The sequence below is a fragment of the Psychromonas sp. MME1 genome, from assembly GCF_041080865.1.
Taxonomy (GTDB): Bacteria; Pseudomonadota; Gammaproteobacteria; order Enterobacterales; family Psychromonadaceae; genus Psychromonas.
Genome location: NZ_CP160906.1, coordinates 705,560 through 725,506, shown reverse-complemented (window position 1 = coordinate 725,506; position 19,947 = coordinate 705,560). Strand labels below are relative to the sequence as shown.

Annotated in this window: 16 protein-coding genes and 2 pseudogenes; 8 read left to right on the top strand and 10 right to left on the bottom strand. The window is 38.0% G+C overall.

Translation table 11 applies throughout. The annotated features are described in order from the left end of the window. The first annotated feature begins 247 nt into the window (after positions 1–247). Positions 248–1,630, top strand: coding sequence for an anti-phage deoxyguanosine triphosphatase (locus AB2N10_RS03490; protein WP_354625174.1), 1,383 nt, complete (start codon positions 248–250; stop codon positions 1,628–1,630). On the opposite strand, the gene AB2N10_RS03485 is transcribed toward AB2N10_RS03490, so the two are convergent. From AB2N10_RS03485 to AB2N10_RS03455, 7 genes are all read right to left on the bottom strand, one after another. Beyond that, positions 1,627–3,096 (bottom strand): FAD-dependent oxidoreductase, encoded by a 1,470-nt coding sequence (locus AB2N10_RS03485; RefSeq protein WP_369434325.1) that lies wholly within the window; start codon positions 3,094–3,096, stop codon positions 1,627–1,629. The genes AB2N10_RS03490 and AB2N10_RS03485 overlap by 4 nt on opposite strands. Before the next feature lie 11 nt (positions 3,097–3,107). Further along, a complete protein-coding gene (locus AB2N10_RS03480; protein WP_354625171.1) occupies positions 3,108–3,791 on the bottom strand; it encodes a phosphoglycolate phosphatase in 684 nt (227 codons plus the stop codon). A 156-nt stretch (positions 3,792–3,947) separates the two neighbouring features. Further along, on the bottom strand, positions 3,948–4,742 hold the full coding sequence (locus AB2N10_RS03475) for a phosphotransferase (RefSeq protein ID WP_354625170.1): 795 nt from the start codon (positions 4,740–4,742) through the stop codon (positions 3,948–3,950). Positions 4,743–4,757: 15 nt separating this feature from the next. Next, positions 4,758–5,441, bottom strand: coding sequence for a DUF2987 domain-containing protein (locus tag AB2N10_RS03470; RefSeq protein WP_369434324.1), 684 nt, complete (start codon positions 5,439–5,441; stop codon positions 4,758–4,760). A 12-nt stretch (positions 5,442–5,453) separates the two neighbouring features. Beyond that, positions 5,454–6,221 carry a hypothetical protein gene (locus AB2N10_RS03465; RefSeq protein ID WP_354625168.1) on the bottom strand — a complete coding sequence of 256 codons (768 nt, stop codon included), beginning with the start codon at positions 6,219–6,221 and terminating at the stop codon, positions 5,454–5,456. A gap of 133 nt (positions 6,222–6,354) precedes the next feature. Next, the gene (locus AB2N10_RS03460; RefSeq protein ID WP_354625167.1) at positions 6,355–8,598 is read right to left on the bottom strand and encodes a peptidase U32 family protein; all 2,244 of its coding nucleotides are present in this window, start codon (positions 8,596–8,598) and stop codon (positions 6,355–6,357) included. A gap of 93 nt (positions 8,599–8,691) precedes the next feature. Beyond that, positions 8,692–8,883 (bottom strand): hypothetical protein, encoded by a 192-nt coding sequence (locus AB2N10_RS03455; protein WP_354625166.1) that lies wholly within the window; start codon positions 8,881–8,883, stop codon positions 8,692–8,694. Positions 8,884–9,144: 261 nt separating this feature from the next. On the opposite strand from AB2N10_RS03455, the gene AB2N10_RS03450 reads away from it, so the two are divergent. The 5 genes from AB2N10_RS03450 to AB2N10_RS03430 all read left to right on the top strand — a co-directional run bounded on the left by AB2N10_RS03450 (position 9,145) and on the right by AB2N10_RS03430 (position 13,957). Further along, positions 9,145–9,786, top strand: a complete 642-nt coding sequence (locus AB2N10_RS03450) for a glutathione S-transferase (protein WP_354625165.1) — start codon at positions 9,145–9,147, stop codon at positions 9,784–9,786. A gap of 214 nt (positions 9,787–10,000) precedes the next feature. Beyond that, positions 10,001–10,528: a cytochrome b gene (locus AB2N10_RS03445; protein ID WP_354625164.1), complete on the top strand. Its 528-nt coding sequence runs from the start codon at positions 10,001–10,003 to the stop codon at positions 10,526–10,528. Between the two features lie 24 nt (positions 10,529–10,552). Further along, complete coding sequence (locus AB2N10_RS03440) at positions 10,553–11,122, top strand: YceI family protein (RefSeq protein WP_354625163.1); 570 nt, start codon at positions 10,553–10,555, stop codon at positions 11,120–11,122. A 426-nt stretch (positions 11,123–11,548) separates the two neighbouring features. Then, positions 11,549–12,823 (top strand): GGDEF domain-containing protein, encoded by a 1,275-nt coding sequence (locus AB2N10_RS03435; protein ID WP_369434323.1) that lies wholly within the window; start codon positions 11,549–11,551, stop codon positions 12,821–12,823. A gap of 291 nt (positions 12,824–13,114) precedes the next feature. Beyond that, a complete protein-coding gene (locus tag AB2N10_RS03430) occupies positions 13,115–13,957 on the top strand; it encodes a GGDEF domain-containing protein (RefSeq protein WP_369434322.1) in 843 nt (280 codons plus the stop codon). Between the two features lie 140 nt (positions 13,958–14,097). On the opposite strand, the pseudogene AB2N10_RS03425 reads toward AB2N10_RS03430, so the two are convergent. The 3 genes and pseudogenes from AB2N10_RS03425 to AB2N10_RS03415 form a co-directional block, all read right to left on the bottom strand. Then, positions 14,098–15,701, bottom strand: a pseudogene (locus AB2N10_RS03425) (ABC-F family ATPase). A gap of 193 nt (positions 15,702–15,894) precedes the next feature. After that, a pseudogene (locus AB2N10_RS03420) lies at positions 15,895–16,221 on the bottom strand (TerB family tellurite resistance protein); the annotation flags it as partial. A 278-nt stretch (positions 16,222–16,499) separates the two neighbouring features. Beyond that, entirely contained in the window at positions 16,500–17,570 is a 1,071-nt protein-coding gene (locus AB2N10_RS03415) for an endonuclease/exonuclease/phosphatase family protein (RefSeq protein WP_354625160.1), read from the bottom strand. A gap of 177 nt (positions 17,571–17,747) precedes the next feature. Here AB2N10_RS03415 and AB2N10_RS03410 point away from each other — a divergent pair, with 177 nt between their 5' ends. Together AB2N10_RS03410 and AB2N10_RS03405 are read left to right on the top strand one after the other, a co-directional pair. After that, complete coding sequence (locus AB2N10_RS03410) at positions 17,748–18,653, top strand: hypothetical protein (protein WP_354625159.1); 906 nt, start codon at positions 17,748–17,750, stop codon at positions 18,651–18,653. Between the two features lie 280 nt (positions 18,654–18,933). Further along, positions 18,934–19,908, top strand: coding sequence for a DUF3369 domain-containing protein (locus tag AB2N10_RS03405; protein WP_354625158.1), 975 nt, complete (start codon positions 18,934–18,936; stop codon positions 19,906–19,908). Positions 19,909–19,947: the final 39 nt, after the last annotated feature.

Sequence of the window (19,947 nt, the reverse complement as noted above, 5' to 3'; positions counted from 1 at the left end):
GTGTTGTATAAAACACCATAAGCATAGTCACTCCTGCTATAAATACAAATGCGAGTAAGCACTAAACTTAATAATTATTCTATTTTTTTAAATAATTAAAATGACGATTTATCATATTTATGGCCCGATTTATAAACTGAATCAGTTAAGCTAATAATAACGATATTTAACTAACAGAATTTTATACTATTTTTTATAGTTGCTTCGCGTTACACTTTTTACTCATGTCTCTATAGATGAGGTTAATATGGCGTTAAAAAAAATAAATCTTACTCCTGCGCTGTGCATTTCAGATCTGTGGTTACAGCGCCTAGCAGATGAACCGGGTAAAAAACGCCGCTTAGATCAACGCTCACCTTTCCAGCGTGATAAAGCAAGAGTGCTCCATTCAGCAGCTTTTCGACGTTTACAATCTAAAACGCAAATTCATAATAATGGGCTAAGTGATTTTTATCGAACTCGCTTAACACATTCACTCGAAGTAGCACAAATCGGCGCAGGCATTATTGCCCACCTAACATTATCACAACCTGAATTTTGCCCTTTATTACCAGGACATGATCTTATCGAAACAATCTGCTTGAGTCACGACATTGGTCACCCGCCATTTGGTCACGGGGGAGAAACAGCACTCAATTATATGATGATCAATCATGGCGGATTTGAAGGAAACGGACAAACCTTTAGAATTTTAACCCAACTCGAACCTTACACCGAATATAACGGTATGAATCTAACACGTCGCAGTTTACTTGGCTTGCTTAAATACCCGGTCTGTTTAAGTGAGATTAGCGCCCCGTACCCTCCCGATAAAAGTCGCAACTTTAGAGAACTAAAAACGGAAGAGTGGATGCCTGGTAAGGGGATCTATGATCACGACAAAAACTTACTAGAGGCCGTATTAAGCCCATTATCAGTAGCCGATAAAACGCTCTTTCGTAGCCTGCGTGAACAGGATGGCGATGATAAATCGCATAAAAAATCACGTTATAAATCCTTTGACTGCTCAATTATGGAGATAGCCGATGACATTGCCTATGGTGTGCATGATTTAGAAGATGCCATTGCCATGGGAATAGTCAATAAGCAGTTATGGCAAGAAAAAGTCGTGATAAAACTACAAAAAATTAAAAATTGCTGCCTAGCCGAACAGTTAGATGAGTTAACTAACAACCTATTTTCAGCACAACATTTCAAACGAAAAGATGCAATTGGGGCATTAGTTAATGCATTAATTACCTCTATTAGTATTGAAAAAGTGAATGATGAATTTAGCGACCCACTCCTCGCTTATAACGCTTATTTAGCGCCTGACATGTTTAATGTATTGAATATTTTAAAACGCTTTGTGCTCAAGTATGTGATTAAAAGTCCTGATTTACAAATATTAGAGTATCGAGGACAACAGATAGTGATGGAGCTATTTGAAGCATTTAATACAGGACCACTACGATTTCTCCCTGAGCCAATCAAACAGCTATGGAGAGCACAAGAAGGCGATACCTCCCGCGAGAAACGGGTGCTTGCCGATTATATTTCCAGCCTAACCGACAACCACGCATTACGTTTGCATGCAAGTTTATTTACCAGCAATCAAACAACACCAATGATTGGTCAACATGCCTTTTAGCCATGTTCACAACGCGGTCTAGCGGGAACATTAATATCCGCTAGCGCCATGGGATAATCTCGTTGCTCAGTTAAACGTTGTGCATAGGCAAGAATATCGACTTCTTTGAGCTGCTGCGTTACCTTAAAGTCTCTTTTTTTGCTGGTCTCTGGTGAGAGTAATCGACTACGAATTAACTGTTCAATAATTTCATCGGCAGCGGTTAATACCGACGAAGCTTTAACAATTTCACAACGTGCATACCGCTCTCCTTCAAATGAGACATCAGATGCACGTAAGGATGGATCGCCTCCAGGTATTTGCTGTGCACCAAACAACGGTTTAGAGGCGATAGTCGCCGAACTAAAACGAGGAATGAAAGCCGCTAAATGGTCAATGGCACTTTGACTACGCAGATTTATCTCATTTTCAGCCCAACTTTTATCGATTTTATTAATAAAATCATTACCTAATTTAGGCTGTGCACTTTGTACTGTGCTTGCCACGAGTCCATCTTTAAAAAGAGTAATATTCTGACTCATGCCATGTAATTGGAAATGCCCCTCAGGGTAAGGAGTTAATTGCGCCATCCCATTGGGGGTACCACGCTCACCGTAAAAAATGACCTCTGGCCAACAGTAATTATTTTCATTCCAATGCGTGACATAAGCGGCTTTAAATTCAACTAAACGTTGTCGTTTAAAGCCCAACATATCATCAATAATCCCCGTTCTAAAACCAGCCGCGTTAATTAAGTAATCAACCTTTAACTGTTTCTCTTGATCTACTTGCAAAAAGTCTATTTGCCAACCACCGTTATTTGGCAAGGGATGAATATCACCAACATGACTATTCATGAAAAGCTGGCAGTGACGATTTTCCTGTAGTACAAGTCCAGCTGTCGCTGCCAAACGAAATAGATTTAGGCCATATTCTTGCACCATAATTAACGGAAATTGCAACTTATCTAACTCAATGTTTTTGGCTACAGGGATCATCCACTCCTGCAAAGTTTTAGGCTTTTCAACAACTTCTTGCTCTGCTAACCACTCGACTTCATGACGTTCAAATAATTGATAATACGCCTCACTTTCACCTAATTGTTTATTGGCAATATCTTGATCAATTAAGCGTTGATATTCATTACGTAATTTATTAAGCCTCGGTAATAATTCCTGAGGGGTGCTACTGTGGTTCTTTGGCACGGCAATTACCGTTGGACGATAATCACAGGCGTGCGGATATAAGCGCAAAATATCAATGGATTGCGCTAATAAAGTAAGACATTGCTGATCAGATATCTCTGGGTATAAATTCCCCCCCGCATGAAGATGACAAATAGGAGGTCCATTGACTAAACTTGGTCCCTTTTCCAATAAAGAAACATCGATACCTAATTCTGACAAATAAATTGCAATCGTTGCACCGGCAATACCTCCACCTACAATTGCAACCTTAAGCGAGTTATTTTCAGCCATTTCAATCATATTTTCAGCCCCTATTGCGGCGTTAAACAAGTGACAATATCAGCGAAGTGGGTTAACACAGCTTCGGGTTGATGCAAACCAATATCTTCACCATAATTGTAACCATAGGTTAAACCAATACTATCCATTTTCGCCGCTTTCGCTGCCAAAATGTCATTTTTTGAATCCCCAACCATTAAACATTGATCGACGTTAACTTGTAACTGTTCACAGACATGTAGCAAGGGTAATGGATCGGGTTTACGCTTAGCAAGGGAATCCCCTCCGAGCAATATCTCAAACAAACCGTCGAGCTGCAATCCAGTTAAAATCGGCGCAATAAATTGATAAGGTTTGTTGGTGACGATCACTAGACGATACCCCTGTTCCTTTAACAGTTTTAAACTCGCTAAAACATCATCATAAAGCACAGTGTGGATACATAGATGGGTTTTGTAATGGTTAAGAAAAATCTGCAGCGCATCTGTGAAAAAAGTGTCATCAATATTTGCATCGATTACAGATGATCCAGATAAACCGCGCTTTACCAATACTGCTGCACCATTGCCAACCCATGAACGAATCTCACTTTCACTAAAAGTCGCGCGTTCGAGACGTGTTAACATGTAATTAACCGAGACAGCCAAATCGGGAGCACTATCAATCAGCGTGCCGTCTAAATCAAAGATAATGACTTTTTTATTGTTAAATTTCAATTTTATAGCCTTGCGATAGTAGGGATAATTTTCATCTTACGATAGCAAAGATAAGTAGCGGTTACCATCGTAAATGATTAGTCATTGTTATACCTAAGCGACTTCTGGGGTAAATAGACAGCAGCGCTGAACCAATCTCGTTGAGGTAAGATGAGTTTATAGGAAACGTTTTTTCCATAATTGATTAAGGTAGGTAAACAGTGAGCGATAGGCATGACAATCAGCTTGAAATTGTGCCAAGGGAGCTGACACACGGCACTCATTCAACAAATAATATTCTTCAATCAGCTTGACCTCCTGAACCACACTTAATTGATTGATTGCACTGCAACTACCAACATCGTAAGCAGGAGATGCAAGTACCGCGTATTCCCAATCAATCACTTTAACATCACCTTGAGGGGTTAATAGTATGTTATTTAGCGATAAATCCCCATGACATAAAGTAGTATGATCACCACTGCTATCGAGTTGTTTAGCAAGTTGCAAATAATGATTAAATTGCATCTCATCGGATGTATCGTTCTCTATTTTAAGCCGTTGTAATTGTTCGGCTAAATTTTGTTGTCCAATCGCAATAGCAGGTAATTGATGAATACGACTAAGCTGCAATGCCAGTAAATCAAGGGTTGTAGAAGGGATGGAATGAGTGGGTAAATGGTCGCCATGAATATATTCTTGCAGGCGATAATGGTCACTGCTCATGATCACATTGGGGCTTAACTGATATTCACAGGCAAGCTGCTGTACAAGCAATTCGGTTTCCCTTTGCTGGCGGCTTCGAGCAACGCGATTTAACCGTTTAAAGATATAACGCTGCCGATCTTCATAGCATAACAAAAACACCTTATTGGTTAGCGCATTATCCAAGGCCGTGATCGAAATACAACGCCCAAGGGGACGTTTTGCTAACCAGTTAATTTCATCTTCAAGCAGTTCTGATATTGGCATTAAGTAGTATGTAGGTTAATGGAGCTGATGATTATTCTCTAACCAAGGAGTGATACGTTGTACTTGAAAATTAATGAGCGACTCACCCTTATCAGTTTGTAAAAATTGATTACTGATTAGCAAATCGCCATTATCGGCAACTTTTATATTTTCGGCCAATACTTTGCGCTGCGCCGCTGATACAGGCTGCACGGGTTGCACACGCACACCGATAAAATCAGGCAAAAAATATTTACCAATCATGCCCGCATTTTTATTTAAAACCCCTTGTAATTGTTCACTAATCAAGGCTAGTTTTGAGTGCGTTAAATTCTCTAATTGCGACTCTTTGGCCATTAATGTCACCTGTAAATCACATTGCCTGTTCTCTTGCCCAGATATTAAGCGCACCTCTATAATCGCACCATCTTTACGATGTTCATCGGAAAAAAAAGGTAACAAACGCCCTGCTTGAGTAAACGCGATAGCCTCTCGTTTTTCATCCACAACCATCTCAGCTTGCTCAATTAAACAACCATTGCCACTGTTTTTATCGACTAAAAAAAATGCCGTTGTGACTTGTTCATACTGCAATTTATAGAGGGTTTTCATGTAGCCAAAAAACAACGAGTAATTCAATTTTAATGGCGCACCATTAGCGCTACTTAAAAAACAAAATAGAGAGATAAATAGGGCAAATCGGCGCATTGTCGTACTCATTAGAATCAATAATTAAGCTTCAAATTCATCATTTGGGGTATTTCCATCTTCGCCGACTTCCATGGCAACGACCCCAATGCCACAAATTTGTCGATAAACGATTCCCATTAAATTGAAATAGAAAGGAATAAATAATAGCAATCCTAATCCATAGGGCAATAGTGATAATACAAACAAAACCGCTAATATCATAAACATCAAGGTAAATTGTGATAAATTCTTATGCACTAATTTAAAGGATATTTTCAACGCCATTTGCGCTGATAATTTTTTCTCTGCAATGAGTGGATAGACCAAGCTAAAGGCCATATTCAAATAAAGCAAAAACACTATTGATAACTGAAACCCTAAATCACCTAATGTTTGCGTTAGTGCCATGCTAATAATATTAGAAATCAAACTAATCATCATCGATGCCAATGATAATTTAATGAAAATATTAAAATAGTTAAACAGGTTTAAGGGCTTCGTTTTTAAACCTATCGCATGATGAATCCCCATCATTTGCAAACCGGTCAGTAATGGGGGAGCGATTAGGAGTGTAATCACGTAATTAATAAGCATATTACCGACCTCACCTAAGCTAGCCGATGAATCCAACAGTAGGGTAAAACAGCTTGCTAAAATGGTCAGCGTTAAAATACAAGCGGTGATCAATGCAATATAGTGCTTACGAGTAATGGCATAGGCATCTTTAAAAAGCGCTTGAAAATTGAGTTGATAGCCTTCATTAAGTGATTTATTAATATCACCACCTAATACAAAATGTTTCTTATTCATAACAAGTAAATAACCTTCAGAAAAAATATCTTATTTGCCACACAGTGCCGTTAGAGGCTATACAATAGCAACTTTCAACCATTAAGCGAACCTTAAGTTGGTCATTGTAGGCAGTTCCTTTTTGTTTTCAAGTTTATAAACCTTTTTTATACTGTGCATTGGTTGAATTAGCAATGGCAGCTTTAAGGTGAGCTTCAGCTTCACAATCGCCCTTGAGCAAAGCTTGAAAATGGTCAACTAACCTCTTTTTATCTTGAACAGTCAGAGAGAGTGCCCCTAATTCACTAAAATCGACTAAGAAAGTATTAAATTTATCGCCTAAATCGCTCACTATTTCGCAATTTAGAAAAGCTTGATCGCTGTAAATGCTTGGGTAGCCGCCCTTCTGTTTATCAATAGTAAATGAGACCCCCTGTAAATTAATAATCTGTGCCGATTTATGACATTTTTGTATGCAACGCTGATCAATAGTGAGCTTTTTACAGCCTACGGTTTGTTGGAAAAAACATTGGCGACTACTCATCAATAAAATAGGATGATACATACTATAAAAAAGTGAAAAGTTTTCTGGTGCTTGAATGAGGCTTATCTGTTTTTTATTAATTTCGTTGGAAATAAATGCCCCAGTACAATGAGAGATATTTTGTAAACTTAATAAACTATAGGAGTTGGTAATATTTAAGTAAGGGCCTGCCACCCAGTTAATACCTAGTTGTGCGGCAACGTAAGCAATACCAAGATTATTGGTGACAATCTGTGCTGGCTGTAACTCCTTAAGAAAAGCAACGGCCGCATGGTAATCATCCGCGATTAGTAAAGAAGGAAACCAGGCTATCAACCGTTTATTTTCTTGAAAGAGCTTAATGAAACGGGCATTCTCTTTGGCAAAGCCATCGGGTAATTTATAATGAATATCAATATTCGAGACAGCAGATAATGGCAGGTCATCTATAGAGGATATCAGTACTGATAATGAAGGTGCTACTTGAGTATTAGTTTGGCTTTGTAACGCAGGCAAACTCACTGGCGCAATGCTATCAACAGAACCATTAAGAAAAAAAGCAATACGCTCCTTTATCAGAGATAACTCTTTAAAGGGAATGCTTAACTGCGCATCTAAATTATCTAACTGCAATTGTGCAATAACGACCTGCCCCGTATTTAAACTTTTAAAACGTTTTTCTATGGCACGTCGGTTAATCGATTGCTCATCCGCTTGGCGTAGAAGACTCTGCGAAAGGACGACAAAACGCCCCTGTTTGCTACTTACACGCACCTCTAATGGTCTATTTAATTGCCCAGAGACTTCAATAGTTACTGGCTCGGGGCTAATATCAAGCTCCGCTATTTTTTCAGCAAGCGTCTTAACAAGCTGCTTTTTTTCCTCGTAAAGAGCTTGTTTTGCCTGTTTAATCTTTACGTCTCCCGCCCCCTCATACTGCAGCTCGATATGTTTTAAACTGTGATCGCGCGGGTTATCAATAAACATCAGCTTATTAATATTTCCCTTTAAAAAACCATCCGAGAAATCACGATTAAATACTTTATAGAGCGAGCTATTATCACTGAGTAAGTCATCATTTTGATAGAAACGTTGTAGTTGTTCTCGCCAACTGCTAACCACACTATGGACGTAACTTGCCCCCTTTATCCGCCCCTCTATCTTCAGAGAATAGACACCGGCATCAGCTAAGGCGGGCAAATCAAAGAAAGCAGAATTATCCTTTAAATTAAGTGGATAATCGCTGCCCATAGCGGTTGTTTTATATTGATCTCGACAGGGTTGGCTACATCGACCGCGATTTCCTGAATTACCACTTTGTACTGAACTAATATAACAAATTCCAGAGAAACCAATACAATAGGAACCATGCACAAACACTTCCGTTAAAATATGATGTTTGTATGCAAAAGACGTTAACGATTTTACCTCATCAATATTGAGCTCTCGCGATAAATTAACGCGCGACACGCCAAGCTTGTTGAAGAATGAAATCTGCCCCTCGTTATGCATGGTCACCTGCGTTGAAGCGTGCACATCTAGGCTGGGAAAGTAACTTTTTAAAAGATAAAACAGGCCAAGATCTTGGACAATAACGCCATCAATCTTAATATTGACTAATTGGTTGAGTAGCTTGATTAATGGGCCAATCTCATTCTCAAGAATTATGATATTTAGAGTCAGAAATATTTGGCAGTGGTGTTTATGTGCGAGAGGAATCAGCCCACTTAACTCTTGCAATGAAAGATTGGTCGCACGCTTTCTGGCATTAAAACTATCTAATCCACAGTAAACCGCATCAGCTCCTGCGATAATAGCAGCCTTTATCGAATCAAGGTCACCACCTGGAGCTAATAATTCAAATTGTTGTTTCATAACCGACCAACCTACTTTAAGTGAGGGGGGCGGATATTACCCGAAACCACCACATGATGTCCATTATAGTGGGTTAACTACTAGAAAGAGTCTTCATCTTCTATCTTTTATCGGTACTATAGGTTCACTATAATCACAAACCTTACAATGTCCCTGATAGCCATAGGAGGGAGGTGCATAGGCCATATAGTGGCATTTAGGGCACTCATCTAATAAAAAGTAACCTAAAATTCGTTGAAAAAATGGTCGGGTATCTTGTATATTTACGCTTTTAAGATCATTCATAAAACCTCGAAAATGACAATAGGATCCCCATACTAATAGGACTATTAATCATAGTATCAGTTCATTTTATTATTTAGTTGTTGATATTATTGGAAAATGTTGCCAGTAAAATGGATAAGTCATCATTAATAGTAAAAATAATTCAACAAAGTACAATTATTACTGAAATCATATCCACAAAATGCTAAAACTAGCCACTGGCAATCATCTTTACATGTTTTCCTTAAACGATTCATCTCTATAGCAACCAAGGATTCAACCATGCCTCATACATTCTATTCATTTCGCCGTTGTCCCTATGCAATGCGCGCTCGCCTCGCGCTAAGTATTAGTGGGCAACAGGTCAATTTACGTGAAATTAAACTACAGAATAAACCACCAGCGATGCTCGCCATATCCAAGAAAGGCACGGTACCACTATTACAACTTAATGATGGAACCATACTTGATGAAAGTTTAGATATTATGGTGTGGGCATTACAGCAATCAGATCCGCAGGAATGGTTAAACGGCAATATATCGCAAATGCTAAGTTTGATTGATAAAAATGATAATGATTTTAAATATTGGCTAGACAGATATAAATATGCCGATAGATTTACCGAATATCCCGCTGGCTACTATCGCGAACAAGCGGAAGAATTTTTATTCGATTTAGAGTGCCGCCTGAGCCAACACAACTATCTCTTTGCGGACCATATTAGCCTTGCTGATGCAGCCATTTTTCCCTTTATTCGCCAATTTTCACGTGTCGATCTAAACTGGTTTAACAACTCGCAATATCAACACCTACAGCGCTGGTTAGAAAATTTGATTAACCAGCAGCTATATCGTTCAATTATGAGCCACTACCCGACTTGGCTAGAATCAGAGCAGGAGTTTATATTTCCAGAAAAAAACTAAGCAGTTCCCCCCCAATAGGCCTATTTAATACCACTCAGCAATCAGACAGGAGAGCTAAACTCAACGAATAGCTCTCACCACATTTTAAAACATCAAAAAATTTGAACAAACTATTCTCTTTATCGCTATTGGAATATTCCAAAATTTAACTAAAATGTTACATAAATTAAAGAACATTTAACATTAACAACCAATTTAAGCTAAAGGTATCTCCATGCCACAATCCGTTACCCACTATAATCGTTTATCTAAACTATTCCACTGGACATCTGCCCTGCTCGTGATCCTGCTATTTTCGCTGGGTGTCTGGATGGTTGACCTGAGTTACTATAGCGAGTGGTATAAAACAGCCCCCCATTGGCATAAATCTATCGGCATATGCTTATTTGCGATCACTTTACTGCGCATCATTTACAAAAACGTGACCGCTTCTCCCAAAATAGAAGGCGCACGATGGGAGGTCATTAGCGCAAAAATAGCGCATACGCTTATTTATATTTTATTGTTCACTATATTCATCTCTGGTTACCTTATCTCTACCGCAGATGGCCGCGCTATTGAAATATTTAATTGGTTTTCAATTCCAGGATTCGGATCATTTATTGAAAATCAAGAAGATATAGCTGGTGACATTCATTATTACCTTGCTTACACGTTAATTGCTTTAGCAAGCGTACACGCGCTGGCTGCGCTAAAACATCATTTTATCGATAAAGATAATACACTTAAGAAAATGCTATAAACTCAACTGACTATAAGGATTACCATGAAAAAATCACTGACTACAGCACTGCTAACTGCTGCTTTAATAACTACAGGTTTTGCTAATGCTGCCGATTATACTATTGACACAAAGGGCGCTCATGCTTCGGTAAATTTTAAAGTCAGCCATTTAGGTTACAGTTTTATCCAAGGACGCTTTAACAATTTCAGTGGCGAATTCAGCTACGATGCCAATAATATTGAAAGTGCTAAAGTAAATGTCCTTATTGATACAACCAGCTTAGACTCCAATCATGCTGAACGTGATAAACATATTAAAAGCAGTGATTTCATTAATGCCAGCAAGTATTCAACGGCTAAATTTGTGAGCACTAAGGTGACACAAAAAAGCGATGGCGGTATCGCGATTAGTGGTGACTTAACATTACATGGTGTAACCAAAAATATCACTATTGACGCTAATTTTATTGGCGAAGGTAGCGATCCTTGGGGTGGTTATCGCGCAGGCTTTTCTGGTACAACTCGCTTAGAGCTAGCCGACTTTGGTATTAAAGTGATGGGTGCAAGTAGCTACGTAGATATGCAACTTGAAGTTGAAGGTATCCGTAAATAAGAGGTGGTGAGTTAAAATATATCACACCAAATAACGTGAAGATAACTCAGTGACCCGAACCCACTCTGTGCGCTTTTAATGACAGATAACAGGGGGTATTTTGTGGGGATAATAGTAATGCTACAAATATCCCCATCGAGTAACCCGATTTGCTACTAAAGCGCTATGTAGAATAACGATACTTCAATTTTATGCCTAGCATCTCGGCACTCATTTTATTACTGACTTTGCCTATTCAAGTAACATGAGCTTGACGGGGGAAATATAGTTTGCCACTTAACATGTTTCAGAAACAAAGCTCGCCCCAAATAAAAAAAGAGGCTAGTATATTAGCCCACATTAAATAATGCCATTTCAGCTTAATATTTTTGTCACGTTTTAGGACATCATAAAATTGATCAATTGATATCCTTAGGTAGTTATTTTATGAATATACGAACGATGCTAAACCCATTAGAAATTACAGCTTTAATTGCGGTCATAATCTCATTAATTGCTATTGTGCTTTACCCTTATTCATTTAATAAATCCCTTGTAGTCGATGTTTCCGAACCATATCCCCAAGAGTTAGTAACTGATTCGTATAGTGGAGGAAGTTCAATTATAACTCGAATAAACTCTCCAGATAGTTATAAATGGCGCTGCATAATACGTTCAGGACAGGATTTCCCATACTGCTCTTTCAAATTAGATTTGATAGATCCGCAATCCGGTATGGGGCTAGATTTATCTAGTTACGACAAAATAACAATAGATTACCACATTGACGGTAACGCGGAGGATACTATCCGCCTCTTCTTAAGAACTCATGAGGATGAACTAACGGAACGCGAAGATAAACTCTCTTATAAATTTAATAAACTTGAATTTAAACCAAGTCGATATGGGTCCCCCGTCACCTTTCGTATGTCAGATTTTAACGTTGCTCACTGGTGGGTGCTAGAGCGAGATTTACCCATCGAATCTTCTCGTTTAGATTTCTCTGAAGTAATGTTTATCGAAGTTTTAACGGGTACTCACAGCAGCCTTGGAAAAAAGGAGTTTGAAATACGACACATAACTTTCACAGGAAAAGTGATTAGCAAAGAAAATTTTTACCTCATAGTTATAACCATTTTGCTTTTTAGTCTGTTTTTAGTCATTGGCTATAGACTGTTTTTGCTAAAATCAGCATATAAGCATGCTCAATCTGAACGTGATTTATTAAAAGATATCGCTAACCATGATCAATTGTCACGATTATTAAATCGCCATGCGCTGGATAAATTATTTGCCCAAGTAGAGATAGATTGGAATATTCATCATATAAATTATAGTTTAATTGTCGCTGACATCGACCATTTCAAATCTATAAATGATAACTATGGCCATGCAATGGGCGATAAAGTGATTAAGAACATAGCGGATATTTTACGCACTTATTCACGTGAACAGGATTACATTGGCCGTTGGGGAGGGGAAGAATTTGTCATCTTACTACCCAGCACATCGCCAGAAGCAGCTACAGCATGTGCAGAGAAGCTTAGAATTTATATTGAAGCTTATAATTGGCCACAGGATATGAAAATCACCGCCAGCTTTGGTGTAAGCTCGGTAAAAGAAAAACGCACTTTACAAGAAGTTTTCGCGGAAGCCGACAGAGCACTTTATCACTCTAAAGCGAATGGCCGTAATAAGGTCACCCGAGCAGATAAACTTTAAACGGCATCGAGCAACGTCCCTAAACAGGATTTAAGAATTGTAGCTGAAAAATAGCAACCTATATTTCAGCAACTCGCGATTATTTCATCACATGGACTCTCACTATAGCTTCTACTTTGTTACTGCGATCTTTTAAACTTTGACGGTACTTCTTGCGCATCATTATATAAGTTTAAAAAGTAATAATAGGATAAAAATTTTTATTTATAATTTGCAAACTGATAGTTAATAGGGAATTATAGCACGCTCACAAAAACTTAAATTTTTTGGCAATGCAAGGCAAGGTTAGCTATGCAATTTTTAAATTATCAGGGATCAGAAATAGAGATTGATAGCGGTTTTAGATACGGCAACGAATTTTTTAACCTGTTAAATTTTTTAAGTATACCTAATAACAAAGATGCAAATAGAAACTCGCTAGAACAACAGTGTTACTATTTTTATCGCGATATAATGAACTATGATTTTGTCGACTCCCATAATCAACATCTTCAAGATGGACGATTTGATTTAGCCGCCAAAAATTTAAATGCAATAAATAAGTTATCCTTAGATAAATTAACAGGTTTAAGACGCAAAGAATTTTCAGAACGAAAAATAATCAGTTTAGAAAATGAAGTCTATGAGGGAACTATTTCTGATTTTTCATTAATTATCTGTGACTTAGATAAATTCAAAGAAGTAAATGACAAATTCGGTCATTCCGTTGGTGATGAGACACTCTCCTTATTCGGAAAATTAGTATTGGAATCTTTGCGACCTTCTGACTTTGCTTACCGCTATGGTGGAGAGGAGTTTTTATTTTTGCTGCCAGAAACCAGTTTGCAAGAGGCAACGACCATAGCTGAACGCATCCGTCTCACGATTAAAGATAGACTCCATTTAGGCCATTATGGGTTAAATAAAATTACTGCTCATGATATCTGCAAATCGATGCTGGAAGTAGATATGGCCAGTGGTTCCGATATTACGACTGGAATGAATGATAGTTTCTTTTTATACAGAAGCATTACCTGTAGCTTTGGCGTATCAAATTATTCCCACTGTAGCCAATCAGTGGATAGTTTATTCGCAAATGCAGATGAAAAGTTATATATGGCGAAATCATTAGGACGTGATAAAGTTGTCAGTTAAAAACCGATTTAAAATTAATAAACCTGCTCCCCCTACATTCATCATTTTCAGCAACAGTTAACACACAAAACAGATAATTGATTGATTTTATTGCACATTTAAAACGTTCATCAATCAACTAAAAATCAGTAAAATTATCTTTAAGCAACTTTTTTTGACTCACATTGACTGGCAATGTATTCATCGTATGTGCCATGGAAATTGATCAAGGCTTTATCTTTAATATCGATAATTCGCGTCGCCAATGATGAGACAAATTTACGGTCATGACTGACAAAAATTAATGTGCCTTGATACACTTTTAGTGCTTCATTTAACGCTTCGATCGCTTCAATATCCATGTGGTTAGTCGGTTCATCCATCACTAACACATTAATATCTTGCATCATCAATTTGCCAAAAAGAAGACGATTTTTTTCACCACCCGAACAGTTTCGTGCTTTTTTATTGGCATCATCGGCAGTAAATAATAAACGCCCTAACATCCCACGCACGGCAAGATCATCATGCTTAGCGGTTCGCCATTGCGAAATCCAATCAAACAGCGTTAAATCATTATCAAAATCAGCGCTGCTATCCTGTGGGCAATAACCAATACTGGCATTTTCAGACCATTTAATAACACCCTGTTGATTTTCCAACTCATTGACTAAGCATCGTAATAAAGTGGTTTTACCAACACCATTTTCACCAATAATCGCTAATTTAGCCCCCGCTTCTAAAATTAAATCACCACCCGAAAATAGCTGCTCACCATCGAAACCATGGCCTATCTTTTCTAACACTAAGGCTTGGCGATGCATTTTTTTACCTTCGGCAAAACGTATTGATGGACTCATACGACTTGATGATTTTACTTCATCAAGCTTAATTTTATCCATTTTTTTAGCGCGTGAACTCGCTTGCTTAGCTTTAGATGCATTAGCACCAAAACGGTTAACAAAATCTTGAAGTTCATTAATTTCAGCACTTTTCTTCGCATTTTCTGAGAGCAATTGTTCACGAATCAAACTCGAAGCTGCGAGAAAATATTCATAGTTACCGGGATAAATGCGCAGTTCCCATAATCAATGTCCGCCATATGAGTACACACTGAGTTTAAAAAATGCCTGTCGTGAGAAATAATAATCATGGTGCATTTTCGTTGATTAAGTTCTTCAGATAGCCAATTGATGGTATTTATATCTAAGTTATTGGTTGGCTCATCAAGTAATAAAATATCAGGATTAGCAAACAAAGCTTGTGCCAATAACACACGTAATTTCCAGCCGGGTGCCACCTGTTGCATTAGGCCGAAATGAAATGCTTCATCGATGCCCGCTGCGAGCAATATTTCCCCGGCGCGGCTTTCAGCACTATAACCGTCCATTTCAGCAAAATCATGCTCTAATTCAGCAACGGCCATGCCATCCGCTTCAGACATTTCAGCTTTGGCGTAAATTCGGTCGCGTTCCTGTTTCACTTTCCAGAGCGCCTCGTCTCCCATGATCACGACATCGATAACATTATATTGTTCAAAGGCAAACTGATCTTGGCTTAATGTCCCTAACTTTAAGCCCGTAGCAATTGAGACATTGCCAGAACTTGGTTCCTGTTCACCACTGAGAATTTTCATAAATGTTGACTTTCCACACCCATTGGCGCCGATCAGACCGTAGCGGTTACCGTTACCAAATTTAGCTGAAATGTTTTCAAAAAGAGGCTCTGCGCCAAACTGCATGGTGATATTTGCTGTAGAAATCAAAAAATGTGTTCCTAGGTGGTTACTGACTAATTTTTTAACGAGGAATGTCAAAAAGCGATGCAATAAGAGAAAATAGGCGGCAGAGTATACAGAAGGTCAGCGACAAATGTCGAGCATTACCACAAACAGTATGAAAATAATCTCAAGAATGAAGCAACTCCATTGCTTTCAAATACTGTTCAATACGAATATTTTATGCAGATAATACGGTGAGTTTTGTGCGAATAAAATCATTGTGGCTGACATATATAAGTTGTGATACTTTGCGAATAATCATCTCTTCAATCGGATCTAACTCTCCATCCGCATAGGCTACTTCCCACATTGCCGTCACTAAATTTATACGCATTTCAGCGGATAATCCACGCAATTTATCCGTGAACTCAAACAGTGAATTAGCTTCTTGGCTGATATTTTTAGCGCTTACCATTAATTCATTAATTTGCGTTTTATCCATTAAAAATAGCTTACCGAGTGTCTGCCTAATGGTCGCTTCCTCCTCCTCCGTAATACAATTATCGGCGTTGCAAACTTGCTAAAGTAAAGCGGTAATAGAAAGCATATAGTCATTCTCTGAATGACCAGCATCGTTTTCGACAAGTGTCGTTAAAAAATGTTTAATTTTTGCAATCATTCAAATTCTCCGTTACAAAATGGGTAATTATACAAAATTAGCAAGGGCATAGTGCCCTTTTGTTAGCACTATGCCATTTTTTAAGTTTATCAAAAAAATCCTTCAAGCTCCCGAAATGAAATATCATAAGTGATCAATTCCACTATGGAACAATCTAACGGTGACTAACTTCGCAGCGTCAATGTCACCATAACGACGCCATGATCCGTGCTTTCGCCATCATATTCAAAACTGGGATTAATTAAATGACGATTGTAAGTGTGATAATCAGTCACTGCAAAAATACTGTGTTGGTATGACGCGTTAAATTCACAGGAAAGTAAAATATAATCAAGCACGGAACTTATCTCACCATAATAGTGTGTCGGCGGACGGACAATATGACGATTGTTTTCAGCGCTTGCCTGAAACAGATCCCAAGCATCCCACAAACAATATTGACCAATATACCTCGCGCTGTCGGTTTGTGAGCCAACGCGAAGAGAATGGCTAAGCAGGTGATTTAGAACGCCATCTTTTAAACTATTATTAAAATCTCCGATAAGCAGCATCGCATTCCCTGTTGTCTCTTTACGCGCTATCATTTCAATAAATAGTAGTGCAGCCTCACTACCTCGTTGCATGGTTGATCCCCACTCTCCTGCTATTTGCATTTTGAATTGTTCAACCCTATTTTTTTCAAGCGATAGCGTATTATCCTCAGTAAACTCTAACATGGGACGCTTTGACTTAAAATGGACCACATAGCAGTCACAATCACCAATATGAGGTAAATCCAGCGTCGCTCGCAGGACTTTACGACTAAATGAAAATTCGCGATGTAAGCCCATTTCTTCACTTATTTTTGGATCCGCTACAACGGCTTCAACTTGTTTAATTGGGTAACGCGAGGCAATCGCAACGACCGGATCACGGCAAATATAATCATCCACAACACGCATTTCATCGACAACAGCAAAATATGGGAAGCCACATTGTGCCACTAATGCCTTTAACGATTGCACACTAAACACCTCCTGGAAGCCAATCACATCTGGTTTGTGTTGCTGTAGATAGTGCGTGATCCAACGCTGCTTCTTTTGCCACTGCTCGATGCTGTATATCCGCTCAAAATCATAAAAAGCAAAGGGAGGCTCAAGGTAATTGAATAAATTGAAAGTCGCTATTTTAAGGCTAACATCAGCCACCTCTTCAATAAGAGGCGCGATTTGATTTAACTGTTCGTTATCAATCATTGGCGGTATTACTTTTGAATATCAATTTAGAAGTAAAGTATATCTAAATTCTCCCCCCATTGTTATCAAGTCAATTGTTAATAAGGCACTTAATGTCACAGATAAACTCTACTCGCCTAGGATTGTAAATGAAATGATCCTATATTTAACAGCAAGAAAAAAGCATCGGAAGCAAACTTGATAAATTTTCCTAACAAAAAAATAGATATCCCTTGTTGCCTGATCAATATCGCTATCTATCTAGCCCTATCAGCTCCGACCTTAAGCTTCGCAGAGGTTGTATTAGTTAATCAGCCTCTTTCCGCTCAAGATCAACGCTATGATTATCCACATCGATTACTTAGCGCTATTTTAAAAATAACTGAACCTCAATATGGAATAACCTCGATCGAACAATCCCGATTAAAAATGAGCAGAGCCCGCACACTCAAAGAGATGCAAAAAGGCGTTAATATTCATGTTTTTGCTGAAGCAACCACGCCTTTATGGGAGGACAAGCTGATTCCAATACGCATTCCGATTCGTAAGGGAATACAGGGCTACAGAGTATTTTTAATTCTCGCGAAAAATCAAGCAATGTTATCAAACATAAAAACAGTTGAGCAGTTAAAAAGCATTCCAACAGGCTCAGGTACACAGTGGATATCAACCAAGATACTCGAAAAAAATGACTTTAATATTGTCTTGGGTAATAACTATAATGGACTTTTCTCAATGCTATTCAAAGAACGATTCATTACCTTTATGCGTGGCATTAATGAAAGTGAAGATGAATATAACATCTATAAAGTTAAATGCCCTGAATTACGAATTGAAAAGGATCTATTACTTTATACTGTCCTGCCTACCTATTTTTTCGTGACACCAGCTAAACCCGAACTAGCTAAACGCATTGAGGCTGGATTGCAAATGATGATCAGTGATGGCTCATTCGATAAAATGTTCAATGATGAATTTGCACAACATATAAAAAGCGCAAACCTCGCAGGGAGACGACTTTTTGTCATTAACAATCCAGACCTAACGCCACAAACGCCACTTAATATCAAAACGTATTGGTATCACCCCTCAAGCCAACCTTGATTTAACGCATGAAAAAGACAAACTTTATGAAATTAATAATCACCTATTTGTGAATAGACAGGCTATAAAATAGTGCTATATGACGCAAAACCGATATAAGGTTACCAAGTTTCAACTTACATATGTTGTAAATTCAATTTGTTGGAATATGCTTATAGATGTTACCCGTGCGGTGGCTGACAGTCACGTTACACAATGGATATTATCAGCAATATAAATGATAAATTCTGGTGTCTAAATGGATGATAACAATCGTAAATTGAATTTTTAAGGATGAATAATGGATTGGCTTGCAGAGGATATAGTAGGTAAAGATGACAATAATCTACCGCCATGGAAAATAGCAATTGTTGACGACAATGTTGAAGTACATAAAGTTACCGAGCTAATCTTAAATAATTTTCAATTTGAAGATAGAAAGTTATCTTTCATTAATTTGTATAGTGGTGCAGAAGCTAAACAATGTTTAGCAGCCCATGACGATATCGCCATGGTATTCTTAGACGTAGTAATGGAATCTGATGAAGCTGGATTGGAAGTTGTTAAGTATATTCGTAACGATTTACATAACCATTATAGCCGGATCATATTAAGAACAGGACAACCTGGCATGGCGCCTGAACATAAAGTGGTGCGTGATTATGATATTGATGGCTATAAAGAAAAAACAGAATTAACAACACATGCATTACAACATACCGTGTATACCGCGCTCCGTTCATATCGTGATTTAGTACGTATTCAAAACTATAAAAAAGGACTTGAGGCATTAATCGATTCTATCAACAATATGACACAAATTGATGATGTGCTTGGCCTATCTAGCACCGTACTTAATCAAATTAAAAATGTCTTAAATGCACAAAATACGCACTTTTTGATTAAAAGCACGGAAGCATTAACCATAACTCAGTCTAATCAATATTCATTCAATATTAGTATCGAAGAAACAATGGCATCGTTTATAGATGAAAACAGGCTGACAGAATCTAAATCCCCCTTAAGTACAATTGCACAAAGCGCATTTAAGAATAAAAATACGGTGATCGAGCATCCCTATTACTGCCACTATTTTCAATCCCAACGAGGTTCCGAAACGGTATTTATTATTAAATGCTTAGACTATTTAAGTGAAAGCTCTTTACGGCTAATTAAATTGTTTTCTATCAACAGTATTTTAACCATAGAGAACTTGCTTTTGAGACAGAATAATAAGGATACGGGCAGCCCCAGTAATTTATTACACATGATTTAATAGTAGTAATGAGTCACTATTTTAATATATAAGTGTTGG